The 14252-nt window shown below is 54.3% G+C and carries 23 protein-coding genes and 1 tRNA gene; 9 read left to right on the top strand and 15 right to left on the bottom strand.

Features of this window, described 5'->3' with window-relative positions; genetic code table 11:
* The first annotated feature begins 44 nt into the window (after nt 1-44).
* Nucleotides 45-1055 carry a zinc-dependent alcohol dehydrogenase family protein gene (locus tag BUA28_RS00600; protein WP_083569816.1) on the top strand — a complete coding sequence of 337 codons (1011 nt, stop codon included), beginning with the start codon at nt 45-47 and terminating at the stop codon, nt 1053-1055.
* 52 nt (nt 1056-1107) lie between these two features.
* Here the strand turns inward: BUA28_RS00600 and BUA28_RS00595 are convergent, their stop codons facing one another.
* Entirely contained in the window at nt 1108-1464 is a 357-nt protein-coding gene (locus BUA28_RS00595) for a DsrE family protein (RefSeq protein ID WP_072766221.1), read from the bottom strand.
* Between the two features lie 331 nt (nt 1465-1795).
* Between BUA28_RS00595 and BUA28_RS00590 the strand changes: the two genes are divergently transcribed.
* Nucleotides 1796-1872 (top strand) — tRNA-Arg (locus tag BUA28_RS00590).
* Between the two features lie 101 nt (nt 1873-1973).
* Here the strand turns inward: BUA28_RS00590 and BUA28_RS00585 are convergent.
* Genes BUA28_RS00585 through BUA28_RS00540 form a run of 10 tightly spaced genes read right to left on the bottom strand, consistent with a single transcriptional unit; the run spans nt 1974 to nt 8037 of the window.
* Nucleotides 1974-3059 carry a site-specific integrase gene (locus BUA28_RS00585; protein WP_178297823.1) on the bottom strand — a complete coding sequence of 362 codons (1086 nt, stop codon included), beginning with the start codon at nt 3057-3059 and terminating at the stop codon, nt 1974-1976.
* A 6-nt stretch (nt 3060-3065) separates the two neighbouring features.
* The gene (locus tag BUA28_RS00580; RefSeq protein WP_072766220.1) at nt 3066-3269 is read right to left on the bottom strand and encodes a DUF4224 domain-containing protein; all 204 of its coding nucleotides are present in this window, start codon (nt 3267-3269) and stop codon (nt 3066-3068) included.
* Nucleotides 3269-4105: a hypothetical protein gene (locus BUA28_RS15415; protein ID WP_072766219.1), complete on the bottom strand. Its 837-nt coding sequence runs from the start codon at nt 4103-4105 to the stop codon at nt 3269-3271. Before BUA28_RS15415 ends, BUA28_RS00580 begins: the two co-directional genes overlap by 1 nt.
* Entirely contained in the window at nt 4102-4755 is a 654-nt protein-coding gene (locus BUA28_RS00570) for a hypothetical protein (RefSeq protein WP_072766218.1), read from the bottom strand. Before BUA28_RS00570 ends, BUA28_RS15415 begins: the two co-directional genes overlap by 4 nt.
* A 19-nt stretch (nt 4756-4774) precedes the next feature.
* Nucleotides 4775-5047: a hypothetical protein gene (locus BUA28_RS00565; RefSeq protein ID WP_072766217.1), complete on the bottom strand. Its 273-nt coding sequence runs from the start codon at nt 5045-5047 to the stop codon at nt 4775-4777.
* A complete protein-coding gene (locus BUA28_RS00560) occupies nt 5029-5610 on the bottom strand; it encodes a deoxynucleotide monophosphate kinase family protein (RefSeq protein ID WP_072766216.1) in 582 nt (193 codons plus the stop codon). The genes BUA28_RS00565 and BUA28_RS00560 overlap by 19 nt, the downstream gene beginning before the upstream one ends.
* On the bottom strand, nt 5607-7361 hold the full coding sequence (locus BUA28_RS00555; protein WP_072766215.1) for a ParB/RepB/Spo0J family partition protein: 1755 nt from the start codon (nt 7359-7361) through the stop codon (nt 5607-5609). The genes BUA28_RS00560 and BUA28_RS00555 overlap by 4 nt, the downstream gene beginning before the upstream one ends.
* A gap of 18 nt (nt 7362-7379) precedes the next feature.
* On the bottom strand, nt 7380-7616 hold the full coding sequence (locus BUA28_RS00550) for a hypothetical protein (protein WP_072766214.1): 237 nt from the start codon (nt 7614-7616) through the stop codon (nt 7380-7382).
* Nucleotides 7613-7828 carry a hypothetical protein gene (locus BUA28_RS00545; protein WP_072766213.1) on the bottom strand — a complete coding sequence of 72 codons (216 nt, stop codon included), beginning with the start codon at nt 7826-7828 and terminating at the stop codon, nt 7613-7615. Before BUA28_RS00545 ends, BUA28_RS00550 begins: the two co-directional genes overlap by 4 nt.
* The gene (locus BUA28_RS00540) at nt 7825-8037 is read right to left on the bottom strand and encodes a hypothetical protein (protein ID WP_072766212.1); all 213 of its coding nucleotides are present in this window, start codon (nt 8035-8037) and stop codon (nt 7825-7827) included. Before BUA28_RS00540 ends, BUA28_RS00545 begins: the two co-directional genes overlap by 4 nt.
* A gap of 254 nt (nt 8038-8291) precedes the next feature.
* Here BUA28_RS00540 and BUA28_RS00535 point away from each other — a divergent pair, with 254 nt between their 5' ends.
* Together BUA28_RS00535 and BUA28_RS00530 are read left to right on the top strand one after the other, a co-directional pair.
* On the top strand, nt 8292-8480 hold the full coding sequence (locus tag BUA28_RS00535) for a type II toxin-antitoxin system HicA family toxin (RefSeq protein WP_072766211.1): 189 nt from the start codon (nt 8292-8294) through the stop codon (nt 8478-8480).
* Nucleotides 8481-8499: 19 nt separating this feature from the next.
* Nucleotides 8500-8895, top strand: coding sequence for a type II toxin-antitoxin system HicB family antitoxin (locus tag BUA28_RS00530; protein ID WP_072766210.1), 396 nt, complete (start codon nt 8500-8502; stop codon nt 8893-8895).
* Nucleotides 8896-8946: 51 nt separating this feature from the next.
* Here BUA28_RS00530 and BUA28_RS00525 read toward each other — a convergent pair whose 3' ends face one another.
* The 4 genes from BUA28_RS00525 to BUA28_RS00510 form a co-directional block, all read right to left on the bottom strand.
* Entirely contained in the window at nt 8947-9426 is a 480-nt protein-coding gene (locus tag BUA28_RS00525; protein WP_072766209.1) for a hypothetical protein, read from the bottom strand.
* Between the two features lie 233 nt (nt 9427-9659).
* Entirely contained in the window at nt 9660-9878 is a 219-nt protein-coding gene (locus BUA28_RS00520; RefSeq protein WP_072766208.1) for a hypothetical protein, read from the bottom strand.
* Nucleotides 9879-9890: 12 nt separating this feature from the next.
* Nucleotides 9891-10133, bottom strand: coding sequence for a hypothetical protein (locus BUA28_RS00515; RefSeq protein WP_143148403.1), 243 nt, complete (start codon nt 10131-10133; stop codon nt 9891-9893).
* Nucleotides 10130-10612 (bottom strand): hypothetical protein, encoded by a 483-nt coding sequence (locus BUA28_RS00510; RefSeq protein WP_143148402.1) that lies wholly within the window; start codon nt 10610-10612, stop codon nt 10130-10132. The genes BUA28_RS00515 and BUA28_RS00510 overlap by 4 nt, the downstream gene beginning before the upstream one ends.
* A gap of 86 nt (nt 10613-10698) precedes the next feature.
* Here BUA28_RS00510 and BUA28_RS00505 point away from each other — a divergent pair, with 86 nt between their 5' ends.
* From BUA28_RS00505 to BUA28_RS00490, 5 genes are read left to right on the top strand one after another with little or no spacing between them, the layout of a single operon-like run.
* The gene (locus BUA28_RS00505) at nt 10699-10929 is read left to right on the top strand and encodes a transcriptional regulator (RefSeq protein ID WP_072766205.1); all 231 of its coding nucleotides are present in this window, start codon (nt 10699-10701) and stop codon (nt 10927-10929) included.
* Nucleotides 10926-11222: a hypothetical protein gene (locus BUA28_RS00500; RefSeq protein WP_072766204.1), complete on the top strand. Its 297-nt coding sequence runs from the start codon at nt 10926-10928 to the stop codon at nt 11220-11222. The genes BUA28_RS00505 and BUA28_RS00500 overlap by 4 nt, the downstream gene beginning before the upstream one ends.
* A gap of 54 nt (nt 11223-11276) precedes the next feature.
* Nucleotides 11277-11741: a phage regulatory CII family protein gene (locus BUA28_RS00495; RefSeq protein ID WP_072766203.1), complete on the top strand. Its 465-nt coding sequence runs from the start codon at nt 11277-11279 to the stop codon at nt 11739-11741.
* Nucleotides 11738-11881: a hypothetical protein gene (locus tag BUA28_RS15715; protein WP_178297821.1), complete on the top strand. Its 144-nt coding sequence runs from the start codon at nt 11738-11740 to the stop codon at nt 11879-11881. The genes BUA28_RS00495 and BUA28_RS15715 overlap by 4 nt, the downstream gene beginning before the upstream one ends.
* On the top strand, nt 11881-14223 hold the full coding sequence (locus BUA28_RS00490; protein WP_072766202.1) for a VapE domain-containing protein: 2343 nt from the start codon (nt 11881-11883) through the stop codon (nt 14221-14223). Before BUA28_RS15715 ends, BUA28_RS00490 begins: the two co-directional genes overlap by 1 nt.
* Nucleotides 14224-14252 lie beyond the last annotated feature (29 nt).

Genomic DNA, 14252 nt, shown 5'->3' with positions numbered 1-14252 from the left:
TTCGACGGGGGTTCATCAATTGATAGTTGATCGTTGATATTGACATGTCTGCGCTAAACGATTCCATGCATGCAATGGTTCTGGAAGGGCCAGGTCAAGCGGTTCAAATGCGCTGCTTGCTTCGTCCACAACCAGGCCCTGATGAGCTTCTTGTCAAGATTGCAGCCTGCGCTGTTTGCCGTACCGATTTGCATGTGGTTGACGGCGAATTGCCCGATCCAAAATTACCTATTATTCCTGGTCATGAAATTATCGGTCGAGTGGTGGCCTACGGAGCAAATGTCCGTAATTTTTCCATTGGTGAGCGGATCGGCATTCCCTGGCTTGGATGGACCTGCGGCCATTGCCGGTACTGCCGCAGCGGGCAGGAAAATTTATGTACTACCGCCAAGTTCACGGGTTATCAGATCGATGGCGGGTACGCCGAGTACACTGTCGCCGATGCGCGTTATTGTTTTCGCATACCGGCTACATATAGCGACGTCGAGGCGGCGCCTCTGTTATGTGCCGGGTTGATCGGCTACCGCGCGCTCAAGATGACTGAAGATGCGGAACGGGTCGCAATTTATGGATTTGGCGCCGCTGCTCATATCGTGGCCCAGATTCTGGTTCATCAGCGACGGAAATTATTTGCATTCACGCGTCCCGGGGATACCGTGGCCCAGGATTTCGCCGGGAGGATGGGTGCCGCATGGACAGGTGATTCGGACATGGCCCCACCCGAGGAACTCGATGCGGCTATCATTTTTGCACCGGCAGGGGCGTTGGTGCCTGCCGCATTGCGAGCGGTTCGTCCGGGGGGAATTGTCGTATGTGGGGGTATCCATATGAGCGACATCCCCAGTTTTCCCTACGATATTCTATGGCGTGAAAAACGTCTGGTCTCGGTCGCCAATCTTACCCGTCGAGATGCCGAAGAATTCCTGGCGCTGGCGCCAAAAGTACCAATCAGGGTAACTACGGAATCATTGCCGCTTAGCCAGGCGAATACAGCATTAACGAGGCTGCGTGAAGGAAAGCTAATCGGTGCGGCGGTACTCATTCCTGAATCTTAGTTTTGCCAGGATGAGTTGCATTGCCGGCTGGCGTACAACATCAGAAAGAACATCAGAAAGCGACGCACTTATCACGCTCGGCTACGGCCTGGATATAGTCTCCCATGGTTTTGATTTGCGCGCCTGATACAAGATCGGGCGCGCCGATCTTTCGCGCAACGGCGCAAGCGCCGCACACCCAGATGGGGATGCCTGCCATTTGTATAGCAATTAAAATATCTTTTAATGGCGGCAAATTTACACCCGTTATATGGTCGCCGATCCCGGGGCGCGCAAGCGTCACGGCCTCATTCCATAGAAATAAAATGACATCATGCCCTTGCTCCTGTGCGGCTTTCGCGGCCATGAAAGGCAGGGTTGCCATTGTCGGGTCGTCGGTTCCGTGAGTTCCAGAGATGATGAATTGCATAAAGATATTCCTTTTATTCGTGGCAGTTCAAAAACCTCGGGGGCAGGCAGCGTCCCCGTTCCGCTACTTTAGCACGAGCGTGATCAGGCAAAACATACCGTTAAAGGAGATTACTGGTGTATTTGTTATCGGCTCCGCTTGATTGTTGTTGTATTTGGCATGGGCTGGAGCGTTTCAAGGACTCGCCCGGGACCGATCGGCGTGCGTCGTGCTCGGAGTTAGCAAGAAAATTGCTTTGACCTGGTGGTATGCCCCTCTGGTATAATAAATTAATTCACGCGGAAATATGGCAACGCAAATCGCCAACCTTCCGCGCAAATGACCAGCTTCAGCGCCCGTAGCTCAGTTGGATAGAGTACTTGGCTACGAACCAAGGGGTCGTGGGTTCGAATCCTGCCGGGCGCGCCAGTTAAAGTAGTAAAATCAACCGCTTATGTGTTCTCTCACTAAGCGGTTTTTCTTGTTTGTCCTATAGATTCGAGTTGTCCTATTCAATTCTCGTTTCTATGTCAACGTAATGGCTTAACCCGCTCTGGTTTGCGGCGGTAAATCGCCTCGGTGGTGCGTGCATCAGCATGAGATAGGAGCGCTCTTGCATGCTCCAGGGTGTCGGCATCGGAGGCACACTTGGCGCGCAGATCATGCTCGGTGAATCGCTCTGTCACCTTGGTTTCACTCAAAACTCTGTCAATAAACCTGCCCCACATACTATCCCACCCATCGCACCTGCCAGTTTCCTCGTCGAAATAACCTTCACCCTTACGATTGCAAAAAAGAAACGGCGACAGTACCGGCCTGGCTTGCTTTGCCATCTCTATCGCGGCCCGCAACTCGGGCGTCCATTCATAAATCGTGCGCTTGCCCGTAGATCCGGCTGTCTTGTGCCGCTGGATATGGATACCGTCGTCTTTCAGATTGGCCGCGGTAAGGCGTAGCAAGTCGCTCCTGGCCATGCCGGTCATCAGTTTGAGGCGCATGTAGGCGTGGATTGCATGGACGCTGCCCTTCACCCGCTTGGATTCGATCGTCAGGCACTCAACGATTTCCCAGTCTTCAACATATCTGATCCGAGGTTTTTCGCCCTGGAGCCGCACTTGGCCTATAAAGGGATGGCGGCCAACGTAGCCCCACTCGACCGCCTTAGTATAGGCATGGCTTAAAACCTCTATCTCCCGATGTGCCACGGTGCGACCACCTACGATCTTGCCGGCAGCATTAGTTTTTTTCTCGCTGCGTCTATCTACGTACTTGTAGATGTGCTGAGGGGTTAATGCGCCGATCGGCAGCTCGCCGAAAACTTTGCGGAGTGCGGTCATCGCCAGCAGGTTACTTGCCCGGGTGGGTGGTTCCTTGCCAGGGATTACCTGGAGCGTGTAGCGATCGAGCAGTTGGCCAATAGTGCTGGCTTTATCTTGACGGCCGATCCGATCAGCCCATGCGCGATAGGCTTCCGGCAGGGTCTTGCCCAGGCGGAATGTTTTTTTACCATCCCACGCTGACTCCAGTCCTGGCGGAACCTGATAATAGTACGCGCCGTGCCTGAGTTGCCAGCGTGCGGGCAGTCCCTTGTTTTCCGGGTTACGTGGTTTTGGCATGACGGGTCAGATGGCTGCCCAGTTTGGTTCAGGAAGTTTAGCACTGCTCGATTCGCCGCCAAGAGATTTTTCCACATGGGAGCGCAGTACAACCAGGCTTCCGTCCGGCCGGGTTTTATGGTCGATGCCCAAATGATTGAGTACTGTCCGCTGAGATGGGTGTGTCTTGCGGCCGGTGAGCTCGATGATCTCTTCAGACGTGAGGAACACTAGGTTTGCTCCTGGATTTTCCGGAATTCGATCACCCATACCCACGGGTTGGCGTCCCAACTCCCTTCTCCGTTGATGGATTCCCATAGCCCGCGATAAGCGTCAATGGCGGTATGCGCGTGATATGGCACCCCAGCATCCGCTTCCACGAACGTGCGCCATTCACACCCCTGAATCGCCTCACAACCCTCGGCAATCGCATCCTCTTCACTTATATCCTGCAAGCGCTCAACGCGGACTCCGGTTATTTCGAGCAGGATGCGGGAAGCCCAGCGCGGCATGTGGATTGATGAATGTTTTGTGTAAAGGACCCACGGAAGAAATACCCACTCACCCTCTCCATGATAGTCTCTCTCTCCATCCCAATTGCCAGGAGGGGAAAGCCACCAGTTACCGGGCGCGGCCCGACCAGATGGCCTTGCAACGGTCTCGCTGCCCGTCGGGGTAGGTGGGTTGGTAAACTCACCGTCTATGCAATAATCAATGCTGGCATATTCCTCGCCTAGTGCCAGCGTTGATCCGCAATCAATTGTTTGGTACCCGCTCGGGTTATCGCTATCGTTGATACACCAAAACGTTTCCCGAACCCATAACCTATCGCCGGGTTGTCCGTATGGGCACAGCTCCAGCAGTCTGGCGAGATTGATGTCATTCCAACGCATCCCCTTGTCGCGGAAGTGCCAGTCATACCCTAGGGTGTCAGATCTGCCGAACTCGGTGATCTTGCCGAATTTGCGGAGCTTATTAATGACCCGGCGAGTTTGCTCTTTCGGGTCAATTTCCCGCAATGTCGCTCGAATCATTTCGGGTTTGAACAGGATCGGGAGCTCTTTCATGATTTCGCCTCCTTCTCGTCGCCGGCCAAATGTTTTCTCAATATTGTGGGCCTGAAGCCGAACCTCTCGGACACACTGGTAATTGACTGACTCTGTAAAGCCCGGTATATCGCAGCGCGTTTTTCCAGGAACCTTTTTTTGCTTGCGTGTGCCTTGCCGCCTATCCTGCCTCGCTCACGATGGATCTTGCGCAATTCGTCGACCGTATTTACATAGTACCTAACGGTTGATCCTTCCAAGCCCACAGCGATGCCGATATCCTCTCCCGCTTCCCCGGCAATCAGCATGCGTTTTATGGTGTCGAAGTTTCGATCGGCCACTGAAACTGCGCAGCCCTTTCTGGCAACTGATAAATCCCGTAGCCGCTTGTCGTTGCTGATAAAAACAGTCAATTTCGCTACATTTAATCCCATGCTCCAGGCGATCATGCGATTACTCTTATGCTCGGACAGCATCCGAGCTGCCGTTTCGGGATCAAACGTGTTGTCGGCTCTTTTACATTCGACTTTGCTGGGCGGCAATTCTGGTTTTGCTCTTGGCGCTTCGGTGCGCACAATATGGCACACGCCGAGCATTAGTTCGTCGGTCGAGTATGCCGGGGGAAACTCGCCCCTTTGCAACTGTCGAACTATTTGCGTTGACTCGCTCATGATTGCACTCTCCTCCCCGCTAAAGTTTTGAGCTGGCGAGCGTGACATGCTCACCAATCGGCGCCGTCGAGTAGGTGCACATCAGCTCGCCTGGCTGGCCGTCTGTCTCCATGTGGCCGCGCCCTATCAACTGCTGACCGGGCCCGGGGCGTGGGCAGCGAATAAGGTTCTCCGGGTCCATTTCGTGGTTCCGGATCCAGCTCAGCAACGAAAAAAACAGGGCCAGTACGATGATCACGGTCGCCCCGAGGGTAATGGGATTGTTTGTATCGATTAGCTTGTGGTTTGGCATGATGTCTCCTCGAGGGTGAAAACTGCGTTGACGTTGTCGTACAGGTCGTCGATGCTGCCGGCGTTGTGGATGAGGCGATCGCCGGTTTTCCACTCGACGCCGGCCTCTGTGCTGTGCAGCCTGGTGTTGCTGGCCAAGCCGGTATGAGCCATCGTCGTGCGGTGGATATGCCAGATCTCGCCCATGTCACGCACGTAGCGAGCTTCGTTGTCTCTGCGCACATCGCTGATGACGATGCCGTTTATGTGCAGGTCTTTGGACGCCTTGAGTAGCCTGGTGATTCGTGGCTGGAGCAGGATCAGGAGCATGTCGGGATCGAGGTCGCGCAGCCAGTCGCCGGCGCTTTGCATCAGTTCCCGGGGCGATTTGCCGATCCGGATCACGATGGCTTCTTTTTTTGCGCGATCGAAGAAGTAGCTGCTATCGAGGCCAAACACGGAAGATACGGCGGCGCGGATAACGTCTGCAAAGGCGGCTGGTACAAACCCTTGGGTTTCGCATAAGACTCTGGCCACAGTATCCTTGCCGGATCCGGTGGGGCCGGTCAGTCCGATTATATTCATTGCGTCACCTCGGCGACGGGGGTTTCAACGGCCTGTTTTCTAGGCCGCCCGCGCTTTTTCGCGGCAGGCTTTTCCGCCGCCTCGATTGGGGTTGCCTCGGGTTGCGCTTCGGCCGCTGGTTCGTTCGCCTGCGCAGCGGTTCGCGCGCCGGGCTGCGTTTCGTCCGCCGGGTTTTCCTCGCGCGCGATCTCTTCCGCCGCATGCGCAGCCGACGCGGGGTCGGTAGGTGTTTCGTCGGTTTCGGAGGCGTCCGGATCGATGCCGGCGGCGCGCAGGATGGTGTAAGCCTCGTCAAGCTTGGTGGGCGCTTCTGGCTTCCACTCCCAAGGGAGATACGTAAGATTGAATTCACCTGATTTGAGCAGGGCGATTTCAATCAACAAATGAAACCGTTCATTCCTGTCGAGGTTGTTGACATAATTCAACCAGGCGTTATCGGTATCCTCATCGATGGTTTCTCCGCGTGCCGTAAACAGACACGCCAGCGTCCTCGGCGCCATGCGCGCCGTCAGTTCGGCCAACAGAAACGAAATGGCGATGGGAAGGACGCTTTCTATCGCTGCGCTGCCTGTTGTGAGCCTTTGATGCAACAAGACCAACAGTGCGGACCTGCGCTCGAGTTCTGCTTCCTTAGCCGCGTTAAGAGCGGCTGTTTTGGCGTTTTCGGCCCGCTCATCCTCATCTTGTTCCGATACAACTTGATTCAGCCCTTTGCTCTGCGCCAGCTGCCTCGCGGCGGCAAGATCGACCACGACGAACGGATCACGACCTTCGATGACGAGAGTGCGGGTGGGTAGCTCATTGCCAAGGACCTCAGCCCACGATTGCTCGCCGTCGCCGAATTCAGCGTCGTCTTCCGGTTCGCCGTAAGTCTCGCTATCTATCCAGCCGCCGTGAGGCATGATTTTCTTTGCTGCCTCACCAGTGATGGTGTTCGGGTCCTGCAGCAGCTGGTCGATGTGCGCCTGGCGTTTTTCGCCAAAGCAGTCCGGGTCTGTGCAGACGTCTGCACTGTCGATATCGGGATAAATCTCGCGGCAGTTGCCACTGCGTTTTTCGCACGACTGGCAATCTGTGCGATCAAAAGCCGCCGTGTCGAGATTCAGCGTGTACCTCCAACGAATGATGCCGACGGCTTCACGGTATGACGGCAGCGCGCCGTTATAGACAGGCTTAATGATTTCCGCCAGCGCTTTTGCTTGCAGTGCCGCGCCGGGGATCCTCGCAACGAGCAGCGCAGTGCTGGCAGTCAGCTTGCCGTCATAAAATGCCTCACGGCCAGTCGGGCACAGCGCGCACAGTTTTAGGCTGGCATAGACTGCGGCCTTGCTTTTGCCGAGCTTGCCAGCCAGCATTTCGACCGTGTAACCATTCGCTTCCAGCAGCTGCTGGAAACCTTCGGCTTCTTCCAGCGGATGCAGGTCGTTGCGGTGCAGGTTTTCGAGTACCTGGAGCTCGAGCGCTTCCAGATCCGTGAGGTCGCGGATGATGGCGGGGATGGTTTCCAGCCCGGCCATTAGCGCGCCACGGTAGCGGCATTCGCCGGCGACTATCTCGTATTTATCCTCGCGGACTGGATGGGGCCGGACGAGGATCGGTTGCAGCACGCCAACTTTCGCAATGCTGTTTGCCATATCGACAATGATGTCGCCATCGAAACGCTTGCGAGGATTGGTGATAGAGCGCTCGATCTTGTCCAGGGGCAGCAGCGCCTGGTGGGCAATATCCGGCGAATTGATGAGGGTTTGCATAGCGGTCTCCATTGAGGGTTAAAGCGAGGCGTGGTCGAGCGGGCTGCACTCGGCGGCGTAGAAAATCAGGAAGTGGAAATGCAGCCCGGGCAGGTTGGCCGGGGTATCCATGCGGATAATTGCGGCCTCGCCTCGGCTAACGTCCACCAGGGCAGCGGGGGCGAGTACGGCCTCGACTACGCCGCTGCGGCCTTGCATCGCCGGGATAGCGGCTGGCCGGGTGATGACTACGCGCTGGTTGGGGGCGAGTTTCATAACCCCGTTTCCCGCTGCCAGATAGCGTATCCCTCGGTGCGGCCGGCGAAGAAAGCATCAAACTCGGCAGTGCCAATCAGGTAAGGAACAACTATCCTTTTCTTGTTGATCCACCATTCGAGCGCTGCCCGGACTCCGGCTTTGTATGCTTGGCTCCGTGCGCCTCGTGGCGGGCTGAACGCCTCGGCCATGAGCTGGTCCACGGTTTTCATGGATGGCCCGCATTGGCGTGCAAGGTCCTTGCGTGATGAAGCACTTTGGTGCGATCCATCGCTCCCCAGTCGCTGCGGCGCATTGCCCCGACTAAATACCCCTCAAGCAGGGTTTCTTTCGTTGCGTCAATGCCGGTGAACATGCCGAGTTCGTTCAAAAACTTGATTTCGTTTTCCGTGGTGTGCGCCACGGGTGATGTTCCAGACATGCTGTCTCTCTCCTGATGCGTTTATTCGGGACCTCTGGCTCTCACCCCTGGCCGGACGAGGAAGGCGTACAAAATCGGCCGTAAGGAAATTCTTATCTTGGCCAGGGATGGAGTGAATATTAGCGATACGGTAATAGACTGTCAATACCGAATCGCTAATATTCTTGTTACAATGATCACAGCCGCTAATGTTGGCGTCAGCAGTTGCAAGCTAAATAGTTGACTACTCTTATAAAGTGTGTATAATTACACACATGAAGAGCAAAGACATAATCAAGAGATTGCAAAGCGAGGGCTGGAATTTGGATCGCGTCAAAGGATCGCACCATCAGTTCACGCATTTTGAAAAAGCGGGGTTGGTAACAGTGAAGCACCCCGATTCAGACATACCAATCGGAACTCTTCGCAGCATTTATCGGCAAGCAGGGTGGAAATGGAGGTAATAAATAATGGAGGTAATAAATGAAATTTATATTGGCACTACATACTGATGATGGTGTGAAGTACGGGGTGATCGTCCCTGATCTTCCGGGTTGTTTCTCTGCTGGGGATACCTTGGACGAGGCTTTGGACATGGCGAAAGAGGCCATTGATGCCCATTACGAGCTGATGGTGGAGAAAGGTATTGAAATACCTAAAGCAGGCACGTTAGCTGAGCATAAAGCCGATCCGGATCTCGCTGATGCCGTATGGGCTATCGTGGATGTGGATGTGGAAAAGTATTCCAAGGCTGTCAGGCTGAATATTTCTCTACCTGAAGGCCTGGTACGCAACATTGATGAGTATGCCAGCGCTCACCATATGACCAGGTCGGGGTTTCTCGCCAAAGCGGCGCAGGAGGCTATGAAGGAAGGATAAGGACGATAAAAAACCCGCCGAAGCGGGTTTGGAAAACGCCCAGTAATGGATCTATGGATTAATGCCGGCAGTCTTCAGCGAATTGTTTAGTTCGGACAAATTATTTGAGATTTTCTCAATCGCTAAATTGGTCTTGGAAACTTCCGCGTGCAACCGGGACACATCTGCGCGCGACTCGGACACGTCGCCGCCAATCTTAACTACTTCAGTTCTCAGCTGAAAAACATCATTTGTTAATGGGTGGATCTTGTTGTCCAGCCACACAAATAACCCGATCGTAAGCATAACAACGAACACGGTAATCGTGTTCCACGTGTTGCGAAAACCTCGAATATCCTTCTTGATATCCTCCAGGCTTGTATTAATATTACATACGTCTGATTCCAGTTTGGCTAATCTGGCTTCCATACCATCACCTTCAGGTTTGTTCGGGGCGTCCGGGGTACGATAAGTCCTGTTTGTATGTTCAGCTTCAATTACTGTTGATGCGCCTTTGGCCGGTACATCATTTGCGGTTATCGCTGCGCTCATATGGCCTCAACGGTTGATATATTAGAATCTTTATAAAGCAACAACCGTACCAACCCACAAGAGCGATTGAAGGATAAGGGAAATTAATTAATTCTAAGTGAGGATAGTAAGGCGAGTGTAAAACTATTCGACACTCTGGGATAGGCAAAGTTTATTAACCATGCCTCAGCGGATAATACAGAATTGGTGCAGACGTCTGCACTACTTAGTATTGTGGGCGTGGGATTGCAGACTCAGCGCATGCCCTTGTACCTGGCAAACCGAACGCCAGGCGGTTCGCAGCCTTGCTGATGCAGGGCGATTCCTGCCTGCCGGGCAGCTTCTACCAAAACGAATAACTCTTGCGCTTTGATCTTAAGCTCGGCGCGCTTCTCAACAGCACGAAGGTCTCGTGCTATCGCCTCAATAGCATTTAAGCAGGTGGTGAGTTTGTGCTGGGGTGAGTCGGACATGGCGTACAAAACCTACTCGTTTGCCTTGCGCATGAGCTGGTAGCTTAGGGACGCGAGCATGCCGGTGGTGAAGACAGGGTTTCGCTCTGCCTCGTCGGTTACAAAGGCGATGAAATGAGGTTCAGGCTTCAGGTACATCACCACTGCTGCCATACCTATGGAGTCGCCTTGCTGCGCATCCCCAGCTATCGTCAGAGCGGCCTCAGCTGTGTCATGCGATATCGGTCGCTGCATTAGTGTAAAAGGCGGCTTCACGTTTTCTTCCTCCTTCGATCCGTAGACATCTGTTTCTTTTGCGTGAAATTCGGTGCGCCGTACAGATGCCTGCGTTCCGGGTCAAAACCTAAATCGATTTTTCTTCGGGCCTCAGTTGCCAGGCGGCGCTCTGGTTGTGATTCTGCTTTGTTAGCGGGAATAACGGATGCGGTAAGTTCCGCATTCTTTAGAATCCATGCCCTCACTTCCGGAGGCAGATTCTTGAAGGCTTGCGCTTCTTGATCTAGCGATTCGTGATCCATCCATCCTACTTCTCTACCGAAAACAAGTTCCATCTCTCTTGCCTGCTTACTTCCAATCTCCTTTGGTTTTCCCGTTTTTGATTCAGGAGATTTGTTCTTTAGCTGGCTGAATTGACCGTAGGATTTTTTCATCCTTTCCGCGAAACGGGCGACATTTCCGGCCTCCTCTACAAGGATCAGGAAGTTCTCGTACCTAATTTCTTCAATAGTTTTCACGCACATATTAAATACCAGATCGCTAATAAAATGAATTCGCGAAACGCTATTGACAAGGTATTACCGAATCGCTAATATTTGCAGCCATGAATCTCGATAAATATCTATCACAAGACGGTTGCAGCGCTATAAAACTAGCGTTTGATTTAAGCGTCCCGCCGCCTCTCATCAGCCAGTGGCGAAGCGGAAAGCGCCAAGTTCCATTAGAGCGCTGTCCGGCCATCGAGCGCGCCACGAAAGGCGCCGTAACCTGCGAGGAACTCCGGCCGGACTTCGATTGGCAGTACCTCCGCACCCCCAGCCAAACAACCGCATGACTACGCCTGTCAACCGCAAGGAACATAAGGATATTCCGAAAAATATCCTGCTCACCTGGGACCTGCTCAAGTGGGTCGAGGCGAGGTCGGATGAGCTGGATGTGTCGCATAGCGCTTATGTCCGGAGTTTGATTGCAGCTGACCAGCAAAGGGTACAAAACGAATTGTTGCAAGCGGAGGCAGACTTAAACAGTCCTAATCCCGCACAGATCCTCAATAGTCTGGCCAGCCTATTGACAAAGCATCCGGAGCTTGTGCGGCTGCTGGAAAAGCTGTTAACGGGCCAGAAATAGCATGATGCGCTACCTCAGAGCAAATAAAAACGTCGTTACCAGGGAGAAAACGACATGAGCATTAGTGATGCAGCATATCGGATTGCGCACGGCTACCCTGGCGGCATCCCCGCCATGGCTGCACGCATGCGCATGTCAAAACACGTTTTACAGAACAAGGTTAATCCTAACTGTGAGACGCATCACCTCCATGCGGAGGAGCTCGCGGAGATGGCCGATCTGGCCAATTCGGACGAGGCCGCGCAAGCCTTTTGTGCCCGGCGAAATATGCTCGGGGTCCACGTGTCCTCGTTCGAGGGCGTTTCCGATGCCGCGCTGCTGGATCTGTTCTTGTCCCTGGAAAAAGAAAAGGGCGAGTGGGCCGTGTCAGTGCAGAAAGCGCTTGCCGATGGCGTGATCGACCCGCCGGAGTTCAAGCGCATCGAGCGTGAATTCCGGGAATATTGCGTCGCAGGCGCCGAAGTGATGAGCCGGTTGCAGTCCCTGGTGCAAGAGCGTCGCCGTACGCCTCGCGCATGACATTCCGGCCCATCCTCAAACCCAAGGTGCGCCAGCTTTATGCGCTGGCTCATGCAATCCGCAAACGTACGGATAAAAAAGCGGTAGTGAAAGCGTGGTTTGAGCGGGCCAAGGCCTTGCTGGACGCCGGCAGGAAGTAATGGCCACCATCGATTTCAAGCAGATTGCCGCCGCCGCACTGTCGCGCGCCAACGTGCTGGTGCCGCAATGGCTGCCAGGTGGCAAATACGAAGGGCATGAGTACAAGGTTTTAAACCCGCTTCGAGTGGATCGCAAGCCGGGATCGTTTTTGATCAATATCATTACCGGGCTATGGGGCGATTTCGCTGCCGGCGCCAAGGGCGGCGATCTGATCAGCTTGTATGCCTACCTTCACGGTCTTGACCAGGATGTGGCCGCGCGTGAGGTTGCCGCGATTTGCGGTATCGATATACCCGAAGACAAGCCCAAGCTGCGGCAAAAGCCTGATCTGAAAGTCGTAAAGACCCCGTGGAAACCTATTCTGCCAGCGCCAGCCGATGCTGGACTGCCGCCCGTTGCGCACTATGCCCGGGGCAAACCCCAAAAAGTATGGACGTATTACGACGCAAACAAGGCGATCAACGGGTTTGTTTACCGGTTTGAGACATCGGATGGCGGCAAGGAAACGCTGCCAGTCTGCTTTTGCGAGCATGCGGAAACCGGTAATCGTGAGTGGCGCTGGCTGTCGTTTCCCGAGCCGCGCCCTTTGTATGGCCTCGATCGCTTGGCCGCGCATCCGGATAAACCCGTTTTGCTGGTCGAAGGCGAGAAGTGCGCTGATGTAGCTATCGAGTTGCTGCCCGAGCTGGTGATCGTGAGCTGGCCTGGTGGCGGCAAGGCCGTAAGCAAGGCCGACTGGTTGCCGCTTTATGGCCGCAATGTTTTCGCTTGGGCCGACTGCGACGCGCAGCACGAAAAGCTGAGCAAGGAAGAAAAAGCCCTGGGTATTGATCCGCTCAGCAAGCCGCTTCTTGAAGAGAACGAACAGCCCGGCATGAAAGCCATGCTGGAGATCGGCGCGCTTCTGGTCGCGGCCGATGCAAAGACAAAGTTTCGCCTGGTCGATATCCCCCAGCCGGGCGAAAAGACAAGCGGATGGGACATTGCCGACGCAGTGGCTGAGGGCATGGATGCCGATGCGCTGAAAGCCTTCATTCGTAACCTGCGTAAGCCTTCTGCCGAAACGCCAAAAAGCAAATCTACGCAACAGCCGCCTGCCGGCAGGGGTTGGGAAGACTTGCTGCTTGAAAAGAAGGGCGAGCTGGTCGCGTGCCTGGCCAACGTTTTTGACATATTGCGCAATGATGATAATTGGCAGGGTGTGCTCGCCTATAACGAGTTTGCGTATCAGGTAGTAAAGCTCAAGCCGCCGCCCTATGACGGCGGCAAAATCGGTGAATGGGATGAGCAGGACGATGTGCAAACCGCGATGTGGATCACTCGCAAATACAGCTTTGCCCCATCTTCCGCGCTTACTGCATCTGCTGCGGAAGCAATCGCGAAATTTAACGGCTTCAATCCTGTTCAGGACTACATAAAGAGCCAAAAGCACGACGGCATAGAAAGGCTGGACAGTTGGCTTAGCGATTACATGGGCGTGCCGAAAACGCAATACACGATGCTGGTCGGACGTCGTTTCATGATCGGGATGATTGCCAGACCCATGGAGCCGGGCGTTAAGTTTGACTATTGCCTGGTGTTGGAAGGTAACCAGGGCCTGAAGAAGTCTTCCGCATTGCGAATTTTGGGTGGCGATCACTATGGTGATACGGATCTCGACTTGCAGAGTAAGGATTCAATGTCTGCACTTCGCGGCAAGTGGGTATATGAGATTTCAGAGCTGGGCTCTTTGGCACGATCTGAATCGTCGCGTCAGAAATCTTTCCTCTCCCGGCAGGTAGACGAGTTCCGCCCAACATACGGCCGGCGAGAAATCCGCTGCCCACGGCAAGGGGTTTTCACTGGCACCTGCAACGAGTGGGAATGGAATAAGGACCCGACCGGTGGGCGCCGATTTTGGCCGATCGAGTGCAAGTCGGAAGTAGATACCGAAGGGCTGGCGCAGGTGCGGGATCAGCTTATTGCCGAAGCATATATAGCCTGGCAGAAGGGCGAACGTTACTGGCCGACCACCGAAGAACAACGGGAGATATTCGACCCCGAGCAGCTTAAACGTACTGCCGCCGACACTTATGTGGACATGCTCCATAACTGGGTCGGAGAGCAATACAAGGATTTCTCATTGGCCGATGCGGCTATCGAGTGCCTTAAGTTGGATGCATCAAAACTCACCCGCGATGTGCAAACCCGAATTGGCCACGCTTTGCGCCAGCTCGGCTGCACTCGCATCGAAAAACGCACTCACGTTATCCGCTACTGGTACAAGCCCCCTGAAAAAAATGGGGCAAGCTCGACGTCCGGAAACGCAAATGGAGGGGGCAATGCATCGATTTCCTTCTGAGTTCAGCACAAAGGTTAGGAAGGTTAGGA

The organism is Nitrosospira sp. Nsp11 (genome assembly GCF_900142705.1).
Lineage (GTDB): Bacteria > Pseudomonadota > Gammaproteobacteria > Burkholderiales > Nitrosomonadaceae > Nitrosospira.
The sequence above is the reverse complement of the archived record's forward strand: the minus strand, read 5'-3'. Positions and strand labels throughout refer to the sequence as shown.

What these genes read in the sequence shown, in the direction of transcription:
- BUA28_RS00600 (WP_083569816.1), top strand. Translation starts at nt 45, where the DNA reads ATGTCTGCGCTAAACGATTCCATGCATGCAATGGTTCTGGAAGGGCCA.
- BUA28_RS00595 (WP_072766221.1), bottom strand. Translation starts at nt 1,464, where the DNA reads ATGCAATTCATCATCTCTGGAACTCACGGAACCGACGACCCGACAATG.
- BUA28_RS00585 (WP_178297823.1), bottom strand. Translation starts at nt 3,059, where the DNA reads ATGCCAAAACCACGTAACCCGGAAAACAAGGGACTGCCCGCACGCTGG.
- BUA28_RS15415 (WP_072766219.1), bottom strand. Translation starts at nt 4,105, where the DNA reads ATGAAAGAGCTCCCGATCCTGTTCAAACCCGAAATGATTCGAGCGACA.
- BUA28_RS00570 (WP_072766218.1), bottom strand. Translation starts at nt 4,755, where the DNA reads ATGAGCGAGTCAACGCAAATAGTTCGACAGTTGCAAAGGGGCGAGTTT.
- BUA28_RS00565 (WP_072766217.1), bottom strand. Translation starts at nt 5,047, where the DNA reads ATGCCAAACCACAAGCTAATCGATACAAACAATCCCATTACCCTCGGG.
- BUA28_RS00560 (WP_072766216.1), bottom strand. Translation starts at nt 5,610, where the DNA reads ATGAATATAATCGGACTGACCGGCCCCACCGGATCCGGCAAGGATACT.
- BUA28_RS00555 (WP_072766215.1), bottom strand. Translation starts at nt 7,361, where the DNA reads ATGCAAACCCTCATCAATTCGCCGGATATTGCCCACCAGGCGCTGCTG.
- BUA28_RS00550 (WP_072766214.1), bottom strand. Translation starts at nt 7,616, where the DNA reads ATGAAACTCGCCCCCAACCAGCGCGTAGTCATCACCCGGCCAGCCGCT.
- BUA28_RS00545 (WP_072766213.1), bottom strand. Translation starts at nt 7,828, where the DNA reads ATGAAAACCGTGGACCAGCTCATGGCCGAGGCGTTCAGCCCGCCACGA.
- BUA28_RS00540 (WP_072766212.1), bottom strand. Translation starts at nt 8,037, where the DNA reads ATGTCTGGAACATCACCCGTGGCGCACACCACGGAAAACGAAATCAAG.
- BUA28_RS00535 (WP_072766211.1), top strand. Translation starts at nt 8,292, where the DNA reads ATGAAGAGCAAAGACATAATCAAGAGATTGCAAAGCGAGGGCTGGAAT.
- BUA28_RS00530 (WP_072766210.1), top strand. Translation starts at nt 8,500, where the DNA reads ATGAAATTTATATTGGCACTACATACTGATGATGGTGTGAAGTACGGG.
- BUA28_RS00525 (WP_072766209.1), bottom strand. Translation starts at nt 9,426, where the DNA reads ATGAGCGCAGCGATAACCGCAAATGATGTACCGGCCAAAGGCGCATCA.
- BUA28_RS00520 (WP_072766208.1), bottom strand. Translation starts at nt 9,878, where the DNA reads ATGTCCGACTCACCCCAGCACAAACTCACCACCTGCTTAAATGCTATT.
- BUA28_RS00505 (WP_072766205.1), top strand. Translation starts at nt 10,699, where the DNA reads ATGAATCTCGATAAATATCTATCACAAGACGGTTGCAGCGCTATAAAA.
- BUA28_RS00500 (WP_072766204.1), top strand. Translation starts at nt 10,926, where the DNA reads ATGACTACGCCTGTCAACCGCAAGGAACATAAGGATATTCCGAAAAAT.
- BUA28_RS00495 (WP_072766203.1), top strand. Translation starts at nt 11,277, where the DNA reads ATGAGCATTAGTGATGCAGCATATCGGATTGCGCACGGCTACCCTGGC.
- BUA28_RS15715 (WP_178297821.1), top strand. Translation starts at nt 11,738, where the DNA reads ATGACATTCCGGCCCATCCTCAAACCCAAGGTGCGCCAGCTTTATGCG.
- BUA28_RS00490 (WP_072766202.1), top strand. Translation starts at nt 11,881, where the DNA reads ATGGCCACCATCGATTTCAAGCAGATTGCCGCCGCCGCACTGTCGCGC.